General features: G+C 73.7%; 15 protein-coding genes and 1 pseudogene. 12 read left to right on the forward strand and 4 right to left on the reverse strand.

What is annotated here, in order from left to right; translation table 11 throughout:
* Nucleotide 1: 1 nt before the first annotated feature.
* The 6 genes from bioD to OG580_RS04575 all read left to right on the forward strand — a co-directional run bounded on the left by bioD (nucleotide 2) and on the right by OG580_RS04575 (nucleotide 5,021).
* Nucleotides 2–739: a dethiobiotin synthase gene (bioD, locus tag OG580_RS04550; protein ID WP_267042345.1), complete on the forward strand. Its 738-nt coding sequence runs from the start codon at nucleotides 2–4 to the stop codon at nucleotides 737–739.
* A 172-nt stretch (nucleotides 740–911) separates the two neighbouring features.
* Nucleotides 912–1,256 (forward strand): VOC family protein, encoded by a 345-nt coding sequence (locus OG580_RS04555; protein WP_267042346.1) that lies wholly within the window; start codon nucleotides 912–914, stop codon nucleotides 1,254–1,256.
* A 10-nt stretch (nucleotides 1,257–1,266) separates the two neighbouring features.
* Entirely contained in the window at nucleotides 1,267–1,956 is a 690-nt protein-coding gene (locus OG580_RS04560) for a class I SAM-dependent methyltransferase (RefSeq protein WP_267042347.1), read from the forward strand.
* Nucleotides 1,957–2,020: 64 nt separating this feature from the next.
* The gene (locus OG580_RS04565; protein WP_267042348.1) at nucleotides 2,021–2,446 is read left to right on the forward strand and encodes a GNAT family N-acetyltransferase; all 426 of its coding nucleotides are present in this window, start codon (nucleotides 2,021–2,023) and stop codon (nucleotides 2,444–2,446) included.
* Nucleotides 2,447–2,655: 209 nt separating this feature from the next.
* Nucleotides 2,656–4,005: a hemolysin family protein gene (locus OG580_RS04570; protein ID WP_267042349.1), complete on the forward strand. Its 1,350-nt coding sequence runs from the start codon at nucleotides 2,656–2,658 to the stop codon at nucleotides 4,003–4,005.
* Nucleotides 4,002–5,021 (forward strand): hemolysin family protein, encoded by a 1,020-nt coding sequence (locus tag OG580_RS04575; protein WP_267042350.1) that lies wholly within the window; start codon nucleotides 4,002–4,004, stop codon nucleotides 5,019–5,021. The genes OG580_RS04570 and OG580_RS04575 overlap by 4 nt, the downstream gene beginning before the upstream one ends.
* A 189-nt stretch (nucleotides 5,022–5,210) precedes the next feature.
* Here OG580_RS04575 and OG580_RS04580 read toward each other — a convergent pair whose 3' ends face one another.
* Complete coding sequence (locus OG580_RS04580; protein ID WP_267042351.1) at nucleotides 5,211–6,242, reverse strand: maleylpyruvate isomerase family mycothiol-dependent enzyme; 1,032 nt, start codon at nucleotides 6,240–6,242, stop codon at nucleotides 5,211–5,213.
* A 64-nt stretch (nucleotides 6,243–6,306) separates the two neighbouring features.
* Between OG580_RS04580 and OG580_RS04585 the strand changes: the two genes are divergently transcribed.
* The 4 genes from OG580_RS04585 (at nucleotide 6,307) to OG580_RS04600 (ending at nucleotide 10,700) form a co-directional block, all read left to right on the forward strand.
* Nucleotides 6,307–7,089 carry an SGNH/GDSL hydrolase family protein gene (locus tag OG580_RS04585; RefSeq protein WP_267042352.1) on the forward strand — a complete coding sequence of 261 codons (783 nt, stop codon included), beginning with the start codon at nucleotides 6,307–6,309 and terminating at the stop codon, nucleotides 7,087–7,089.
* A gap of 125 nt (nucleotides 7,090–7,214) precedes the next feature.
* On the forward strand, nucleotides 7,215–8,657 hold the full coding sequence (gene purB, locus OG580_RS04590) for an adenylosuccinate lyase (protein ID WP_267042353.1): 1,443 nt from the start codon (nucleotides 7,215–7,217) through the stop codon (nucleotides 8,655–8,657).
* A 62-nt stretch (nucleotides 8,658–8,719) separates the two neighbouring features.
* Nucleotides 8,720–9,217: a G/U mismatch-specific DNA glycosylase gene (mug, locus tag OG580_RS04595; RefSeq protein WP_267042354.1), complete on the forward strand. Its 498-nt coding sequence runs from the start codon at nucleotides 8,720–8,722 to the stop codon at nucleotides 9,215–9,217.
* Nucleotides 9,218–9,542: 325 nt separating this feature from the next.
* Nucleotides 9,543–10,700 carry an ROK family transcriptional regulator gene (locus tag OG580_RS04600; protein ID WP_267042355.1) on the forward strand — a complete coding sequence of 386 codons (1,158 nt, stop codon included), beginning with the start codon at nucleotides 9,543–9,545 and terminating at the stop codon, nucleotides 10,698–10,700.
* Between the two features lie 53 nt (nucleotides 10,701–10,753).
* Here the strand turns inward: OG580_RS04600 and OG580_RS04605 are convergent, their stop codons facing one another.
* The gene (locus OG580_RS04605) at nucleotides 10,754–11,494 is read right to left on the reverse strand and encodes a GntR family transcriptional regulator (protein ID WP_267042356.1); all 741 of its coding nucleotides are present in this window, start codon (nucleotides 11,492–11,494) and stop codon (nucleotides 10,754–10,756) included.
* Nucleotides 11,495–11,778: 284 nt separating this feature from the next.
* Nucleotides 11,779–12,660, reverse strand: a complete 882-nt coding sequence (locus tag OG580_RS04610) for an RNA polymerase sigma-70 factor (protein ID WP_267047892.1) — start codon at nucleotides 12,658–12,660, stop codon at nucleotides 11,779–11,781.
* A gap of 214 nt (nucleotides 12,661–12,874) precedes the next feature.
* On the opposite strand from OG580_RS04610, the gene OG580_RS04615 reads away from it, so the two are divergent.
* Nucleotides 12,875–13,705, forward strand: coding sequence for an alpha/beta fold hydrolase (locus OG580_RS04615; RefSeq protein WP_267042357.1), 831 nt, complete (start codon nucleotides 12,875–12,877; stop codon nucleotides 13,703–13,705).
* A gap of 39 nt (nucleotides 13,706–13,744) precedes the next feature.
* On the opposite strand, the pseudogene OG580_RS04620 reads toward OG580_RS04615, so the two are convergent.
* Nucleotides 13,745–14,581: pseudogene (locus tag OG580_RS04620) on the reverse strand (EamA family transporter); the annotation flags it as partial.
* 194 nt (nucleotides 14,582–14,775) lie between these two features.
* Here OG580_RS04620 and OG580_RS04625 point away from each other — a divergent pair.
* Complete coding sequence (locus tag OG580_RS04625) at nucleotides 14,776–15,807, forward strand: saccharopine dehydrogenase NADP-binding domain-containing protein (RefSeq protein ID WP_267042358.1); 1,032 nt, start codon at nucleotides 14,776–14,778, stop codon at nucleotides 15,805–15,807.
* Nucleotides 15,808–15,861: the final 54 nt, after the last annotated feature.

Raw genomic sequence — 15,861 nt, forward strand, 5'->3', positions numbered from 1 at the left:
AGTGGGAATCGTCGTCGTCTCCGGTACGGGGACGGAGATCGGCAAGACGGTCGTGACCGCGGCGATGGCCGCCGTCGCCACGGCCGCCGGGCGGTCCGTCGCGGTCCTGAAGCCCGCGCAGACGGGCGTGGGGCCGGACGAGACCGGTGACGCGGACGAGGTCGTCCGGCTTTCGGGCGCCGTGGCCTCGGCCGAGTTGGGACGTTTCCCGGAGCCGCTGGCTCCGGGCACGGCCGCCCGGCGGGCCGGACTCGCGCCGGTCGGGCCCCGGCAGGTCGCCGACGCCGCCCGGGAGTTGGCGGCCTCGCACGACCTGGTGCTCGTGGAGGGGGCGGGCGGACTGCTCGTCCGCTTCGACGAGGAGGGCGGCACGCTCGCGGACGTGGCGGCGCTGCTCGGCGCCCCGGTCCTGGTCGTGGTCCCGGCCGGGCTCGGGACGCTCAACTCGACGGCCCTGACGGGCGAGGCGCTGCGGGCGCGCGGCATCGAGCAGCTGGGCGTGGTGGTCGGCAGCTGGCCGGCCGCGCCGGACCTGGCGGCCCGCTGCAACCTCGCGGACCTGCCGGAGGCGGCGGGCGCCCCCCTGCTCGGGGCCGTACCGGAGGGCTCGGGCGCGCTGGACCCGGCGGCCTTCCGGGCGACGGCGGGCGGCTGGCTGTCCCCGTCGCTCGGCGGCACGTGGGACGCGGAGTCCTTCACCACGGACTTCGCGGCCGACTTCACGGCGGACCTCGCGTAGTCCTTCGCGCGGACCTCACGCCGGATCTCGCGTAGTCCGTCGCGCGGCCCTCACGTAGTCCGTCGCGCGGACTTCACGGTGGGCCTCGCAGCGGAATTCACCACGGACTTCGCACCCGACTCCACGGCGGGCTTCGACGCGAGATCCGTGGCGGAATCCGTACGCTGGGCCCATGCGTGCTCACGTTCAGGAGATCGTCTTCGACTGTGCCGATCCGGCCGTGCTCGTCCGTTTCTGGGCGGGACTCCTCGGCGGTGATCCGGTCGACCGCTCCGGCGACTGGTCGTACGTCGACCCGCCGGGGTTCGTCCGGCTCGCCTTCCAGCGCGTGCCGGAGGGCAAGACGGTGAAGAACCGGGTCCACCTCGATCTCGGGGTGGACGACCCGGACCTGGCCGCCACCGAGGCGCTGTCCTCGGGAGCGGTCCGCTTCGGCGGGCTCGTGACGGACGAGCAGGGCTCCTTCCAGGTCATGCGGGACCCGGAGGGCAACGAGTTCTGCTTCGTGACCGGGTGAGGGGCGAACGATGACGCCCACGACTCCCCCGGATCCCCCGCCGCCCCCGCGCCCCGGTTCCGGGGTGCCCCACGTCCACCACCCGCTCTTCGCCCGCTTCTACGCCCGCGTCAGCGTGTCCGCCGACGCGCGCGGCGGGCTCGGCGCCCTGCGCGAGGAACTGCTCGCGGGGCTCACGGGCCGGGTCGTCGAGATCGGCGCCGGGAACGGGCTGAACTTCGCGCACTACCCGGTCGGCGTCTCCGAGGTCGTGGCCGTCGAACCGGAACCGCATCTGCGGCAGCTCGCCGAGGAGGCCGCGCGGCGCGCGCCCGTCCCGGTGACCGTGCTGCCGGGCACGGCGGAAGCCCTGCCGACGGAGGACGGCGTCTTCGACGCGGCCGTCGCCTCGCTCGTCCTCTGTACGGTACGCGGCGTCCCGGCGGCCCTCGCGGAGGTACGGCGCGTCCTGCGCCCCGGCGGCGAGCTCCGTTTCCTCGAGCACGTGGCGGCGCGGACACCCGGACTCGCCCGCGTGCAGCGGGGCCTGGACCGCACGGTCTGGCCCCTGCTCTTCGGCGGCTGCCACACCTCCCGCGACCCGCTCGCGGCGATCGAGGACGCGGGCTTCACCCTCGCCTCGTACCGCTCCTTCGACCTCCCGGAGCGCGGGCCGCGCCTGCCCACCTCCCCCTGTGTCCTGGGGGTGGCCCGGCGGTGAGGAGGGCGTCCCGCCGGGCGGAACTCCGTGGCACCGCCTCCGCCCCGCGTGATGGGATCCGGCCATGATCGAACTGCAGATACGTGCCGCCCGCCCCGACGAGGCCGAGGCCGTCCTGGCCTTCTGGCAGGAGTCCGCCAAGGGGACGTCCGTCTCCGACGACGTCGAGGGGGTGACCCGGCTCGTCGAGCGGGATCCGGACGCGCTCATCCTCGCGCTGGCAGACGGTCTGATCGTCGGGTCCGTGATCGCCGGCTGGGACGGCTGGCGCGCCTCCCTCTACCGGCTCGCCGTGCTGCCCTCCCACCGCCGGCGGGGCATCTCCACCGTGCTTCTGCGCGCGGCCGAGGAGCGGTTCGCCGCGCTCGGCGGGCGGCGGGCGGACGCGATGGTCCTGGAGGCGAACGAGACGGGCCGACGGCTCTGGACGGCCGCCGGGTACGAGCGGGAGGACCGCTGGCGCCGTTGGGTGAAGCCCCTCACCGGGTGATCACCCGGTGAGGGGCGAGACCCGCTGAACGAGCCCCGCCGAGGCTGATCACCACCCCGTTTTGCCCGTCCTTTACCATGGTTCCTCAACCCGACGACCGAAAGGTGTGAGCGTCCGCCCATGGGCGAGCCTCCCAGTAGCACTGGTTCCACGTTCCGACATCGAGCGATCCCCTCCCCCCTGACTGATCATGGGACGGAGGTGAACCGATGACCGAAGTGCTTCTGCTCGTGCTGGCGCTCCTGCTCTCGCTGGCGTGCGGCGCTTTCGTCGCGGCCGAGTTCTCGCTGACGACGGTCGACCGCGGACAGCTCGAGGGCGCCGTGGAGCGCGGCGAGCGCGGAGCGGCGGGCGCGCTCAAGGCCGTCCGTTCGCTGACCTTCCAGCTGTCCGGCGCCCAGCTGGGCATCACCGTCACCAACCTGGTCGTCGGCATGCTCGCCGAGCCCTCGGTCGCCAAGCTGATCGGGGGCCCGCTCGAGGCCCTCGGCTTCTCCCCCTCGGTGGCCTCCTCGGTGGCCCTCGTCCTCGGCACGGCCCTGTCGACCGTCGTCCTGATGGTGGTCGGCGAGCTGGTCCCGAAGAACTGGGCGATCTCCTCCCCCCTCGCGGTCGCGAAGGTGGTGGCGACCCCGCAGCGGGTGTTCACGGCCGCTTTCAAGCCGCTCATCAGCCATCTCAACAACACCGCGAACCGGATCCTGCGCCGTCTCGGCATGGAGCCGGCCGAGGAGCTGGCCTCCGCGCGTTCCCCGCAGGAGCTCGTGGCACTCGCCCGGCACTCCGCCAAGGAGGGTGCGCTGGAGGCGGACACGGCCGAGCTGTTCGTCCGTACGCTCAACCTGGCGGAGCTGACCGCCGAGAACGTGATGACGCCCCGCGTCCAGGTCACCGCCCTCGAGATGCAGGCCACCGCGGAGGACGTGGCGAACGCGACCCGCGCGACCGGCCTCTCCCGCTTCCCCGTCTACCGGGGCAACCTCGACTCGGTCGTCGGCATCGCGCACATCAAGGACGTGCTCGCCATACCGGCCGACGAGCGGGCGCGCCGCCGGATCGGCGAGATGCTGCGCGAGCCGCTGCTGGTCCCGGAGACCCTGACCGTGGACCGTCTCCTCGACCGGCTCTCCGGCAAGCAGACGATGGCGGTCGTCATCGACGAGTACGGCGGTACGGCCGGCGTGGTCACCCTGGAGGACATCGTCGAGGAGGTCGTCGGCGAGGTCCGCGACGAGCACGACCCGCACGAGACGCCGGACCTGGCGCGGGCGGGCGAGGACGCGGACGGGCGCGAGCTGTGGTCCGCCGACGGCGCCGCCCGTACGGACCAGGTGGGGGCGATCGGCCTCCGGGTGCCGGACGGCCCGTACGAGACGCTCGCGGGTGTCGTCGCGACCGAGCTGGGCCGTATCCCGGCCGTCGGCGACAGCGTGGAGCTGGCCGGCTGGCGGCTGGACGTCGTGGACGCCTCGGGCCGGCGTGCCGCGCGCGTGCTGCTGCACGCCCCCGCGCACGCCGACTCGCATGACTCCGACGAGACCGGGGAGGCCGGCCGATGATCGTCATCCAGCTGTTGATCGGTCTGCTGACCCTGGTCGTCAACGCGTTCTTCGTCGGCGCCGAGTTCGCCCTGATCTCGGTGCGCCGCAGCCAGGTCGAGCCGCTGGCCGAGGCCGGGAACCGGCGGGCGCGCAGCGTCATCTGGGGCCTGGAGCACGTCTCCGCGCTGCTCGCGGCGGCCCAGCTCGGCATCACGCTCTGCACCCTGGTGCTCGGCATCGTCGCCGAGCCGGCCATCGCGCACCTGCTCGAGCCGGTCTTCGACGCGGTGGGCGTGCCGCACGGTCTGGTGCACCCGATCTCGTTCGTGATCGCGCTGTCGGTGGCGACGTACCTGCACATGCTGCTGGGCGAGATGGTGCCGAAGAACATCGCGCTGGCGGAGCCGACGCGCACCGCGCTGGTCCTCGGCCCGCCGCTGGTGACGCTCGCACGGGCGCTGCGTCCGGTGATCTTCACGATCAACGCCTTCGCCAACGCCCTGCTCAGGCTGTTGCGGGTGGAGGTCAAGGACGAGGTCGCGGCGACGTTCTCGGACGACGAGCTGGCCCGTATGGTCACCGACGCGGGCCACGCCGGACTCCTGGACGACCGGGCCGCCGAGCGGCTGCACGACGCCCTGGAGCTGGGCCGCCGGCCCGTCCGGGACGTCGTGATGCCGGCGGAGAAGGTGGTGTACGCGCAGGTCGGGACCACTCCGGAGGAGTTGGAGGCGCTGTCGGCCTCGACGGGCTACTCGCGCTTCCCTGTGGTCGACGCGGAGCGCCGGATCCTGGGCTACCTGCACGTGAAGGACGCCCTGGACGTCACGCCGCGCGATCTGCCGTTCCCGGTGTCGGCGCTGCGTCCGATCGCCCGGGTCCGGGCGGCCACGCCGCTCGACGACGTCCTGACCGCGATGCGGCGCAGCCGTACGCACCTGGCGGCGGTCCTCGACGAGGACGACAAGCCCGCCGGCCTGGTGACGATGGAGGACGTGCTGCGCGAACTGGTGGGGCGCCCGGCGGCGCCGTGACCCGCACCGCGTGACGAAGGGCCCCGGGAGTCTTCCCGGGGCCCTTCGGGCGTCCCAAGGCGGTACGACGCCGTCGCGGTCGTGCGACGCGTCACGGTCTGACGACGCCTCAGGCCGTACGGCGCTCCACGGTCGAACGACGTCTCAGGCCGTACAGCGCGCCACGGTCGTACGACGTCGTGCGACGCCTCAGAGTGCGGTGGCGGTCAGCCAGGCGTCGAGGAGGGCGCGGTCGCCGGTGCGGGCGAAGCGCGGGTCGTCGGCGGCGTACCGGCGGTGCAGGAGGAGGAGCAGCTCGCCACTGTCGCCCGTGACGCTCACGGTCGGTTCCGTGCGCGCGGTGGACGCCGCGCTTCCGCGCCGCCAGGTGAAGCCGCCCCCGCCGAGGGTGAGGGTCCAGACGGCCCCGGTGTCACGGGCCGTGAGCCGGAGCAGCTCGCCGTCGCGGTCGAGGTGGGCGATCCGCTCGGCGGTCCACGGGACGTACAGCAGCGTGGCCAGGTGGTGTTCGATGCCTTCGGCGGCCGTACCGGCGTCGATCGGGCGTGCCGTCCCGTCGAGGGCGATCTCGGCGTCGGCGAGGTGCACGACGGCCTCGAAGAGCAGATGGCGCGGGTAGTACCCGGCGCGCGGTTCGGGTCCCGGGGACCAGAGCGGGGTGTCCGGGTCGGTGGCGCTCAGGGTCGTGACGAAGGTCTCGGCGCCCGCGGCGAGCCAGCCGGGGTACGCGGCGGGGTCCGCCGGCGGGTCGAGGGGGAGGTCCCGGGCGTGGACCCGGGTGGTGGCCCCGGTCCGTACGAGGTGCTCGGCCCAGTGGTGCACGGTGCCGAGGTGCCGGGTCAGATCGGCCAGGGTCCAGCCGGGGCAGGTGGGTACGGGGGTGGCCGGGTCGGCCTCGCGGACGGTGGCGACGAAGCGCCGGGTCTGCTCGGCCACGGCCGCGCAGGAGGCGGCGTGGGTGTCCTCGGTGAGCCCGAAGCCCTCCGAGACCGTGAGCAGCTCGTCCCGCCAGGGCCCCTCCGGGTGACGCAGGGCCGCCGCGCGGAAGAGCCCGTCGAGGGCCCGCCGGTCGGCCGCCGGAAGCCCGGAGAGCGTGGCCCCGGTGCTCTCCAGCCACTTCACCGCCGTGTCGGCGTCGAGGACCTCGTCGCCGCCGGTCCCGACGGCTGTCACCAGGTCGGCCAGGGCCTCCGCCAGTGTGCTCAGCAGCGCGTCGCTCATCGGGTCTTTCCCCTCCAGGGTTCTTCGGACATCCGCGCATACCGCGCGGTATGATCTCTCCGCCATGGAGATCAATGCCACCTACACCAGTCTCGTCGCCCTCGGCGACAGTTTCACCGAGGGTATGTCGGACCTGAAGCCCGACGGTTCGTACCGGGGCTGGGCCGACGTCCTCGCGGGCCGGCTCGCGAGCCGTACGCCCGACTTCCGGTACGCGAACCTCGCCGTGCGCGGAAAGCTCATCGGCCAGATCGTCGAGGAGCAGGTGGACGCCGCCGCCGCGATGAAGGCGGACGTCGTGACGCTCGTCGGCGGACTCAACGACACCCTGCGTCCCAAGGTTGACATGGTCCGGGTGCGGGACCTGCTCACGGAGGCGGTGGAACGCCTCACACCCGCCTGCGGGCAGCTCGTCCTGATGCGCAGTCCCGGCCGCGACGGCTCGGTCATGGAGCGCTTCCGCCCCCGCATGGAGGAGCTCTTCCTCCACCTCGACGAGCTCGCCGACCGGCACGGCGCCCTCGTCGTCGACCTGTACGGGACGCCGGTGCTCGGCGACCCCCGGCTGTGGGACGTGGACCGGCTGCATCTGACCGCCGACGGCCACCGGCGGGTGGCCGAGGCCGTGTGGCAGTCGCTCGGCCTGGCGCCCGAGGCCGACTGGCGGGCCCAGCTGCCCCCGGCCGAGCGGCCCGGCTGGACGAGCCGGCGGGTCGCGGACGCCCGGTTCGCCCGGGAGCACCTGGGGCCGTGGATCGGGCGCCGGCTCACCGGGCGCTCCTCCGGCGACGGCCGCGCGCCGAAGCGCCCGGAGCTGCTGCCGTACGAGGCGCCGGCCGGCCCGTAGGCGCACGCCCGCCCGCAGGCCGTCCCCGGACAGCCGCCCCGGGGGCGCGTGAGCTGCGTCTCGTAGCAAGCTCCACATCGGACCGTGGCGCTGGCCTGCAGAAACCGCCAGTAGAATCTGTCCACGTGACTGCTGTGACTGCGAAGCCCCGCATCCCCAACGTTCTGGCCGGCCGCTACGCCTCCGCGGAGCTCGCCGTCCTCTGGTCCCCCGAGCAGAAGGTGAAGCTGGAGCGTCAGCTGTGGCTCGCCGTGCTCCGTGCGCAGAAGGACCTCGGGATCGAGGTTCCGGACGCCGCCCTCGCCGACTACGAGCGCGTGCTCGACCAGGTCGACCTCGGTTCCATCGCCGAGCGCGAGAAGGTCACCCGGCACGACGTGAAGGCCCGGATCGAGGAGTTCAACGCCCTCGCCGGCCACGAGCACGTCCACAAGGGCATGACCTCGCGCGACCTCACCGAGAACGTCGAGCAGCTCCAGATCCGCCTCTCCCTGGAGCTGATGCGGGACCGTACGGTCGCCGTCCTCGGCCGCCTCGGCAAGCTCTCCGCCGAGTACGCGGAGCTGGTCATGGCCGGCCGCTCGCACAACGTCGCCGCCCAGGCGACCACCCTCGGCAAGCGCTTCGCGACTGCGGCGGACGAGCTGCTCGTGGCGTACGCCCGCCTGGAGGAGCTGCTCGGCCGCTACCCGCTGCGCGGCATCAAGGGCCCGGTCGGCACCGCGCAGGACATGCTGGACCTGCTCGGCGGCGACGCGGGCAAGCTGGCGGACCTGGAGCAGCGGATCGCCGGTCACCTCGGCTTCGCGCACGCCTTCACCTCGGTCGGCCAGGTCTACCCGCGCTCGCTCGACTACGACGTGGTCACCTCGCTGGTGCAGCTGGCCGCCGCGCCGTCGTCGATCGCCAAGACGATCCGCCTGATGGCGGGCCACGAGCTGGTCACCGAGGGCTTCAAGCCCGGCCAGGTCGGCTCCTCGGCGATGCCGCACAAGATGAACACCCGCTCCTGCGAGCGCGTCAACGGCCTGATGGTCATCCTGCGCGGCTACGCGTCGATGACCGGTGAGCTCGCCGGCGACCAGTGGAACGAGGGCGACGTGTCCTGCTCCGTGGTCCGCCGCGTCGCCCTGCCGGACGCCTTCTTCGCGCTGGACGGCCTCCTGGAGACCTTCCTCACCGTGCTCGACGAGTTCGGCGCCTTCCCGGCGGTCGTCGCCCGCGAGCTCGACCGCTACCTGCCCTTCCTGGCGACCACGAAGGTCCTCATGGGTGCCGTGCGCGCCGGTGTCGGCCGCGAGGTCGCCCACGAGGCCATCAAGGAGAACGCCGTCGCCTCCGCCCTCGCCATGCGCGAGCAGGGCACCGTGCAGAACGAGCTCCTCGCCAAGCTGGCCGCCGACGAGCGGATCCCGCTGGACCGGGCGCAGCTCGACGAGCTGATGGCGGACAAGCTGTCCTTCACGGGCGCCGCCGCCGACCAGGTCGCGTCCGTGGTCTCCCGTATCGAGGAGATCCTGAAGCAGCACCCGGAGGCCGCCGCCTACGCCCCCGGCGCGATCCTCTGACCGGGACTCCCCGGTTCACCCAGCAGGAGCTGGAGGCCGCTCGTGACCGCGTCGTTCCCGACGTGGTGGCGGGCGGCCTTTCCGTGCTCTTCTGCGGGATCAACCCGGGTCTCATGACGGCGGCGACGGGCCACCACTTCGCCCGGCCGGGCAACAGGTTCTGGCCGGTGCTCCACCTGTCCGGGTTCACCCCGAGGCGGCTGCGGCCCGACGAGCAGGAGGAGCTCCTGTCGTACGGGCTCGGGATCACGAACGTGGTGGCGCGGGCGACCGCGCGGGCCGACGAGCTGAGCCGTGAGGAGTACCGCGAGGGCGGGCGACTGCTCGTGGAGAAGGTGGAGCGGCTGGCGCCGCGCTGGCTCGCGGTCGTGGGTGTCACGGCGTACCGCACGGCCTTCGGCGAGCCCGGGGCCGCCATCGGGCCGCAGGAGCGCGTGATCGGTGCCACCCGGGTCTGGGCGCTGCCCAATCCGAGCGGCCTCAACGCCCATTGGACCGCGGCGACGATGGCCGAGGAGTACGCCAGGCTCCGGGAGGCCGCGCGGACGCCCGGTCCGTGACGGGGGTGCCGCCGGACAGGCCCTGGGGAGCGCCCTCCGAGCTCACGGCGGATCCGCCCTCGTGACCACGGCGAGGAGCTGGAGCGGCAGCTCCTCGCCCCACCGGGAGATCCCCAGCCCGATCCGCGCGCGCGGAGGGCGTCGATCGTCGCCAGATGGTGGGCCGTGGTCATGGGGCCGGTAAAGCGCCCGGCGCTGACAGCCGACGGCGTGTCAGACGGGCCGGAGGGGGCCTCGACCGCATGGTCCGGGGGCGGCGGTCGCCGCACCCCGGACCATTGAGTACCATCCGCCTGAAGAGGTGCACGAGCTGGAAGGACACACAGTGGGGCGGCTGACCGGCGGGGATCCGTCCCTGTTGCGGCGGATCAACTCCGCGGTGGTACTCCATGCTCTGCGTGGCGCCGACGCGCCCACGCTCACGGACCTGACCCGGATCACGGGGCTGTCCCGGCCGACGGTCGAGGGGGTCGTCGAGGGGCTCATGGAAGGCGGTCTCGTCGTCGAGTCGGCACCCGAGGAGGGTGAGGCCCGACGCCAGGGACGCCCGGCGCGGCGGTTCCGCTTCCGCGCGGAGGCCGGCCATCTCCTCGGCATCGAGATCGGCCCGCACCGCGTGGCCGCCCTGCTCTCCGGACTGGACGGCCGGATCATCGGCGCCGGGTCCCGCGAGGTGTCGGAGGCGGCCCCCGAGGACGAGCGTCTGGACAAGGTGCGCGCGGTCGTCGCGGACGTGCTGCGCAGGGCCGGGGTCGCCCGGTCCAATCTGCGGGCCGTCGGCGTCGGCACGCCCGGCATCGTGGAGGCCGACGGCACGGTACGCCTCGGCACGGCGCTGCCCGGCTGGACGGGCCTCGCGCTCGGCGAGCGGCTGCGGCGCTCCTTCCGCTGCCCGGTGATCGTCGAGAACGACGCGAACGCGGCGGCGGTCGCCGAGCACTGGAAGGGTGCGGCGACCGACTCCGACGACATCGTGTTCGTCCTGGCGGGGCTGAGCCCGGGCGCCGGTTCGCTGATCGGCGGCCGACTGCACCGGGGCTACGGCGGGGCGGCCGGCGAGATCGGCGCCCTGCACCTGCTGGGCCGCGGGGTCACCCCCGAGCATCTGCTCTCGACGACGGACGAGCCGCTGCACCCGCTGGACGAGCAGGCCGTCGCCGAGGTCTTCGCGCTGGCCCGCAAGGGCGACGCGCGGGCGGAGGCGGCGGTGGAGCGGTTCATCCAGCGGCTCGTGCACGACGTGGCGGCACTGGTCCTCGCGATCGACCCCGAGCTCGTGGTCGTCGGCGGCTGGGCGGCCGGACTCGACGGCGTACTCCCGCCGCTCCGCGAGGAACTGGCGCGCTTCTGTCTGCGTCCGCCGCGCGTGGTGCTCTCGCTGCTCGGCGAGGCCGCCGTGGGGACGGGTGCGCTGCGGCTGGCCCTCGACCACGTCGAGGAGCAGCTCTTCGCCGTCGACGGAACGGTGACGGCCCGCCGCTGAACCGCCAAGGGCGGTCCCACGACGGGCCGTTGTGCGCGGAGCGGCGGGTGACGTCAGGAAGCCATGACCAGGTCGACCGAGTCGCCGAAGGTGAGGCGGCAGGTGTCGGCGCGGTACGTGGCCACGGAGACGGCGGCGGTACGCCCCTCGGAGAGGTAGCGGGTCGTCACGACGAGGACGGGCGCGCCCGGCAGGCGGTCGAGCTCCTTCGCGTCGTCGGCGCGGGCCGAGCCGAGCTCCACGGAGCGGTCCTGGCCGTCGAGGGCGAGGTGCTGGAGCTCGCGCAGCACCGTGCGGGCGCGCGCGGGTCCCGCGGGGGCGTCGATGGCGCTGAGGCCCGGCACGGAGGCGGCGGGCACGTACAGCAGTTCGGCGGCGACCGGCTGGCCCTGGGTGACGCGGAGGCGGCGGACGATGTGCACCGTCTCGTCGGCCGCGGTCTCCAGGATGCGCGCGACGGCGGCCGGGGCCACGTCGGCGGAGGAGTCCAGGGACTCCCAGGTCTCGTCGCCGACACCGGGCCAAGCGTGCTGGGCGGTGGAGACGTCCACGCCGACGCGCGGCGGGGCGACCGTGGTGCCGACACCACGGCGGCGCTGCAGACGGCCTTCCAGCTCCAGCTGCTCCAGGGCCTGGCGGAGCGTGGCACGGGCGACGCCGAAGCGTGCCGCGAGCTCCCGCTCGTTGGGCAGGATCTCTCCGACGGCGAAGTCCGAGTCGAGCGCTTCGCCGATCACTGTCTTGAGGTGCTGGTACTTCGGCTCCGGCACCGATTCCAGCTGCGTGGTCCCCACCCTGATCCTCCGCAATTCGCCGTGTCCCGCGGCGTTTTTCCGCGCCCTTGTTTATTAAAGGTTCCTGCACTAACTCTGCGACCATAAGGCGAGCCACCCCCTTGGTCAAGACCAATCATCAGGCAAAAGCCCCTGAATGTGACCCTCTGACCTAGATCGTTCACAGGACGTTCGCGCCCCCGTGAGGCCCGCGCAGCAAAAGGCCCCGCCTCCCGGGGCGGGAGGCGGGGCGTGAAGCGGGGCGGGAAGCCTGGCCGGACGCGGGGGCCGGAGCCCGGTGATCGTCAGAGGTCGGCGAGGCCCTGGAGCTTGTCGGGGTTGCGGATGAGGTAGACGCACTGGACGCGCCCGTCCTGGATCTCGATCTGGAAGAACGAGTCCGGCGTGCCGTCCACGAAGGCGATCACGGCGGGACCGCCGTTGAGCTCGGCGAAGCGGTAGTCGTACGTGACATCCGCACCCCGGGCCACGCCGCAGAGGAAGCGGCCGATCTTGTCCGCGCTGTCGATGACCCGCAGCGGGCCCTTGGCCTTGCCGCCGCTGTCCCCGACGAGACGCGCGTCGGGGGCGAGCAGCGCGAGGAGTTCGCCGAGGTCGCCGCCGGCCGCGGCGGAGAGGAAGCGCTCGGTGAGGTCGCGGCGCTCGGTCGGGTCGACGTCGTAGCGCGGCTTGCCCTCGTCGACGTGGCGGCGGGCCCGCCCGGCGAGCTGGCGCACGGCGGCCTCGGAGCGGTCGAGCGCGGTGGCGATCTCCCCGAACGGGAAGCCGAACGCCTCACGGAGCACGAAGACCGCCCGCTCCAGGGGCGAGAGGGATTCGAGGACGACGAGGACGGCGAGCGAGACGGAGTCGGCGAGCAGGGCGCGCTCGGCGGTGTCGGGTGCGGTCGGCCCGAAGTCGGTGACGACGGGCTCGGGCAGCCAGGGGCCGACATAGGACTCGCGGCGCGCCTGCGCCTGGCGCAGCCGGTCGATGGCGAGCCGGGTGGTGATCCGGACGAGGAAGGCGCGCGGCTCGCGGACGGCGGCGCGGTCCTCGGCGGTCCAGCGGAACCAGGCCTCCTGGACGACGTCCTCGGCGTCGGCGGCGCGGCCGAGCATCCGGTACGCGACGCCGAGGAGCATCCGGCGGTGCTCCTCGAACAGGTCGGTCAGGGTGTCGGTCACGGCGCCGGTCGGCGTGTCGGTCACAGCGCCGGTCGGCGTGTCGGTCACGGCCTCGTTCGGCGTGTCGGTCTGCGTGGTCGGCGTATCGGTGGGCACCGGACCATCCCAGCCGACCACCGCCGCCCTGTCCAGTTTCGGCCTCCGCTCTTGAACTGGGCGCTACTGAGCGGTAATTCTTGCTGACGAGTCGTCTAAGGAACTCCAGGGAGCCGGAATGCCCGCACGGATCGCGTTCACGACCGAGACCCCGGCGGGCCCCCGCACGGTGTCCCTGGCGTACGAGCGGAGGGGCGCGGGAGAACCGCTGCTGCTGCTCCACGGCATCGGGCACCACTGGCAGGCCTGGGAGCCGGTGCTCGACGTCCTCGCCACCGAGCGCGACGTCATCGCCGTCGACCTGCCGGGGTTCGGCGCCTCGGACGGGCTTCCGGAGGGCTGTCCCTACGACCTCCCCACCGTGACCTCGGTACTCGGCGCCTTCTGCGAGGCCGTCGGGGTCGTCCGTCCGCACGTCGCGGGGAACTCGCTGGGCGGGCTGCTCGCCCTGGAGCTGGGCCGGGAGAAGCTGGTGCGCTCGGTGACCGCCCTCTCCCCCGCCGGCTTCTGGTCGGAGGGCGAGCGGCGGTACGCCTTCGGGACGTTGCGGGCCATGCGGGGCGCGGCGCTGTCGCTGCCCGTGCCGGTGATCGAGCGGCTGTCCCGTACGCCCGCCGGCCGGGCCGTGCTCACCAGCACCATCTACGCGCGCCCCGGCCGCCGCTCACCCGAGGCGGTCGTCGCCGAGACCCTCGCGCTGCGCGGGGCCTCCGGCTTCCACCAGACCCTGGCCGCGGGCCGGACCGCGCGCTTCCACCCGGGCGTGCCCGCCGTCCCGGTCACCGTCGCCTGGGGCACCGGGGACCGGCTGCTCCTTCGCCGCCAGGGGGTCCGCGCCAAGCAGGCCCTGCCCGACGCCCGGCTCGTGCGGCTGCCCGGCTGCGGGCACGTGCCCATGAACGACGACCCCGCGCTCGTCGCCCGCGTGATCCTCGACGGCAGCCGCTGACCTCGCGCGGGTGAACAGGCCGGTGCCCAGGGCAGCGCCGGCGCCCACCAGGAGGCCGCCGACCGCCTGCGGGAGGCCGAAGGCGGCGCCCGCGACCAGGGCGGCGCTCAGCGCGGCCGCGACCGGGATCGCCCCGGTGTAGAGGGTGGCCCGCTCCATGCCGATCCGCTGGACGCCCATGTAGAAGAGGACGAAGCCGACGACCGTGGCCAGGGCCGCCTGCCAGACCAGGGCACCCGCCTCCACGGCCGTCGGCGTCCGGACGAAGCCCGCCCCGTCCACGGCGAGGCCGACGAGCGTCGCCTCGACCGCGCCGACCCCGCAGACGGCGGCGGTCAGCAGCTTCGGCCCGAGCAGCCGCAGGACCGGTACGGCGAGCACGGTGAACCCCACCTCGCCCGCCAGCGCCGCCACCGACCAGCCGATCCCGGCGAGGTCCGTACGCCCCCAGCCCTGCACGGTGAAGGCACCGGCGGCGACGAGCAGCGCCCCGTACAGGACAGCGGGGGCGGGCCTGCGGCCCTCGGTCAGCGGGACGAGGACGGCGACGACGACGGGGGCGCAGCCGACCAGGACGCCGGGCACGGCCGGTTCGGCGGTCCGTTCGGCGGCGAGGACCGCGAGGTTGAAGCCGACCATGCCGACGCCGGCGACCGCGCCGAGCCGGAGCCAGTGGCGGAGCGTCAGGGTCCGGAGCGGGGCGAGGCCGCCGCGGCCCAGCAGCGGGAGCAGGAGCAGACAGGCGGCTCCGTACCGCAGCGCCTGCCCACCCGCGTACGGATAGGCGCCGAGCAGGCTGTTCGCTGTGAAGGAGGCGCCGACGAGGGCGTAGGCGAGGGTCACGAGGAGGACCCCGCGCAGGGAGTTCGCGTTCATGGTTCCGACGCTAGGAAGGGGCGCGGTCCTGTGTAAGGTCCACTTTCCTCACGCCATCGGGGACCACTTCGGGCCGTCGGCCGGTCCGTCCGAAATTGCACGGGCCATGTCGTTTCCACCACTCACCCGAGTCGATCAACGCCATGCACGATGTACACAGTTGAACATTCGAGAGCGGCAACGGGGAGAAGACGATGACGACAGGTCACGTGGTAACGGTTTTCGGCGCCTACGGACACACCGGGCGCTTCGTGGTGGCGGAGCTGCTCAAGCGGGGCTTCGTCCCCGTCCTGACCGGACGCGACGAGCGGAAGCTGCGGGAGCTCGCCGAGGCCCACCAGGGGCTCGACGTCCGGCCGGCCGCCGCCGACGACCCGGCCGCGCTGGACCGCGCCCTCGCCGGTACGGCCGCCGTGATCAACTGCGCCGGGCCCTTCGCCTCGACCGCCGCCCCGGTGATCGACGCGGCGCTGCGCGCCGGGATCCCCTACGTGGACGTGGCCGCCGAGATCGAGGCCAATGCCGACACGTTCGCGCACTTCGCGGAGCGCGCCGCCGCGGCGGGCACCGTGGTGCTCCCCGCGATGGCCTTCTTCGGCGGCCTGGGCGACCTCCTCGTCACCGCGGCGATGGGTGACTGGACCTCGGCCGACGAGGCGCACGTCGCGTACGCGCTGAGCAGCTGGCACCCCACCGCGGGCACCCGCAGCGCGGGCACCGTCTCGCGGGAGCGCCGGGAGGGGCGGCGCGTGGTGTTCAGCAACGGGCGGCTGGAGCACCGCACCGACGCCGCGCCCACGCTGAAGTGGACCTTCCCCGAGCCGGTGGGGGTCCGGTCCGTGATCGGCGAGTTCACGATGGCCGACGTCGTGACCGTCCCCAGCCACCTCGCCATTCCCGAGGTGCGGACCTACATGAACGTCGAGGCGGCCAAGGACGTGGTCGCTCCGGACTCGCCGACGCCGGCCGCGGTCGACGAGAGCGGGCGGTCCGCGCAGACCTTCCTCGTCGACGTCGTGGTGCGCAACGGCGACGAGGAGCGGCGTGCCGTGGCGAGCGGCCAGGACATCTACGCCGTCACCGCGCCCCTCGCGGTGGAGGCGGTCGACCGCCTCCTCACGGGACGGACCAGGGCGACCGGTGTCGTCTCCGCCGGCGCGCTCTTCGACGCGCCCGACTTCCTGCGCGCGCTCTCCCCGGAGATCGGCGTCGACCTGCCCCGGTAGCGGAGGGGTCGCTCTGCGACGGTCGGGGGATCGTCAAGCGCCGGTCGTCGTCAA

Source organism: Streptomyces sp. NBC_00094, assembly GCF_026343125.1.
Lineage (GTDB): Bacteria > Actinomycetota > Actinomycetes > Streptomycetales > Streptomycetaceae > Streptomyces.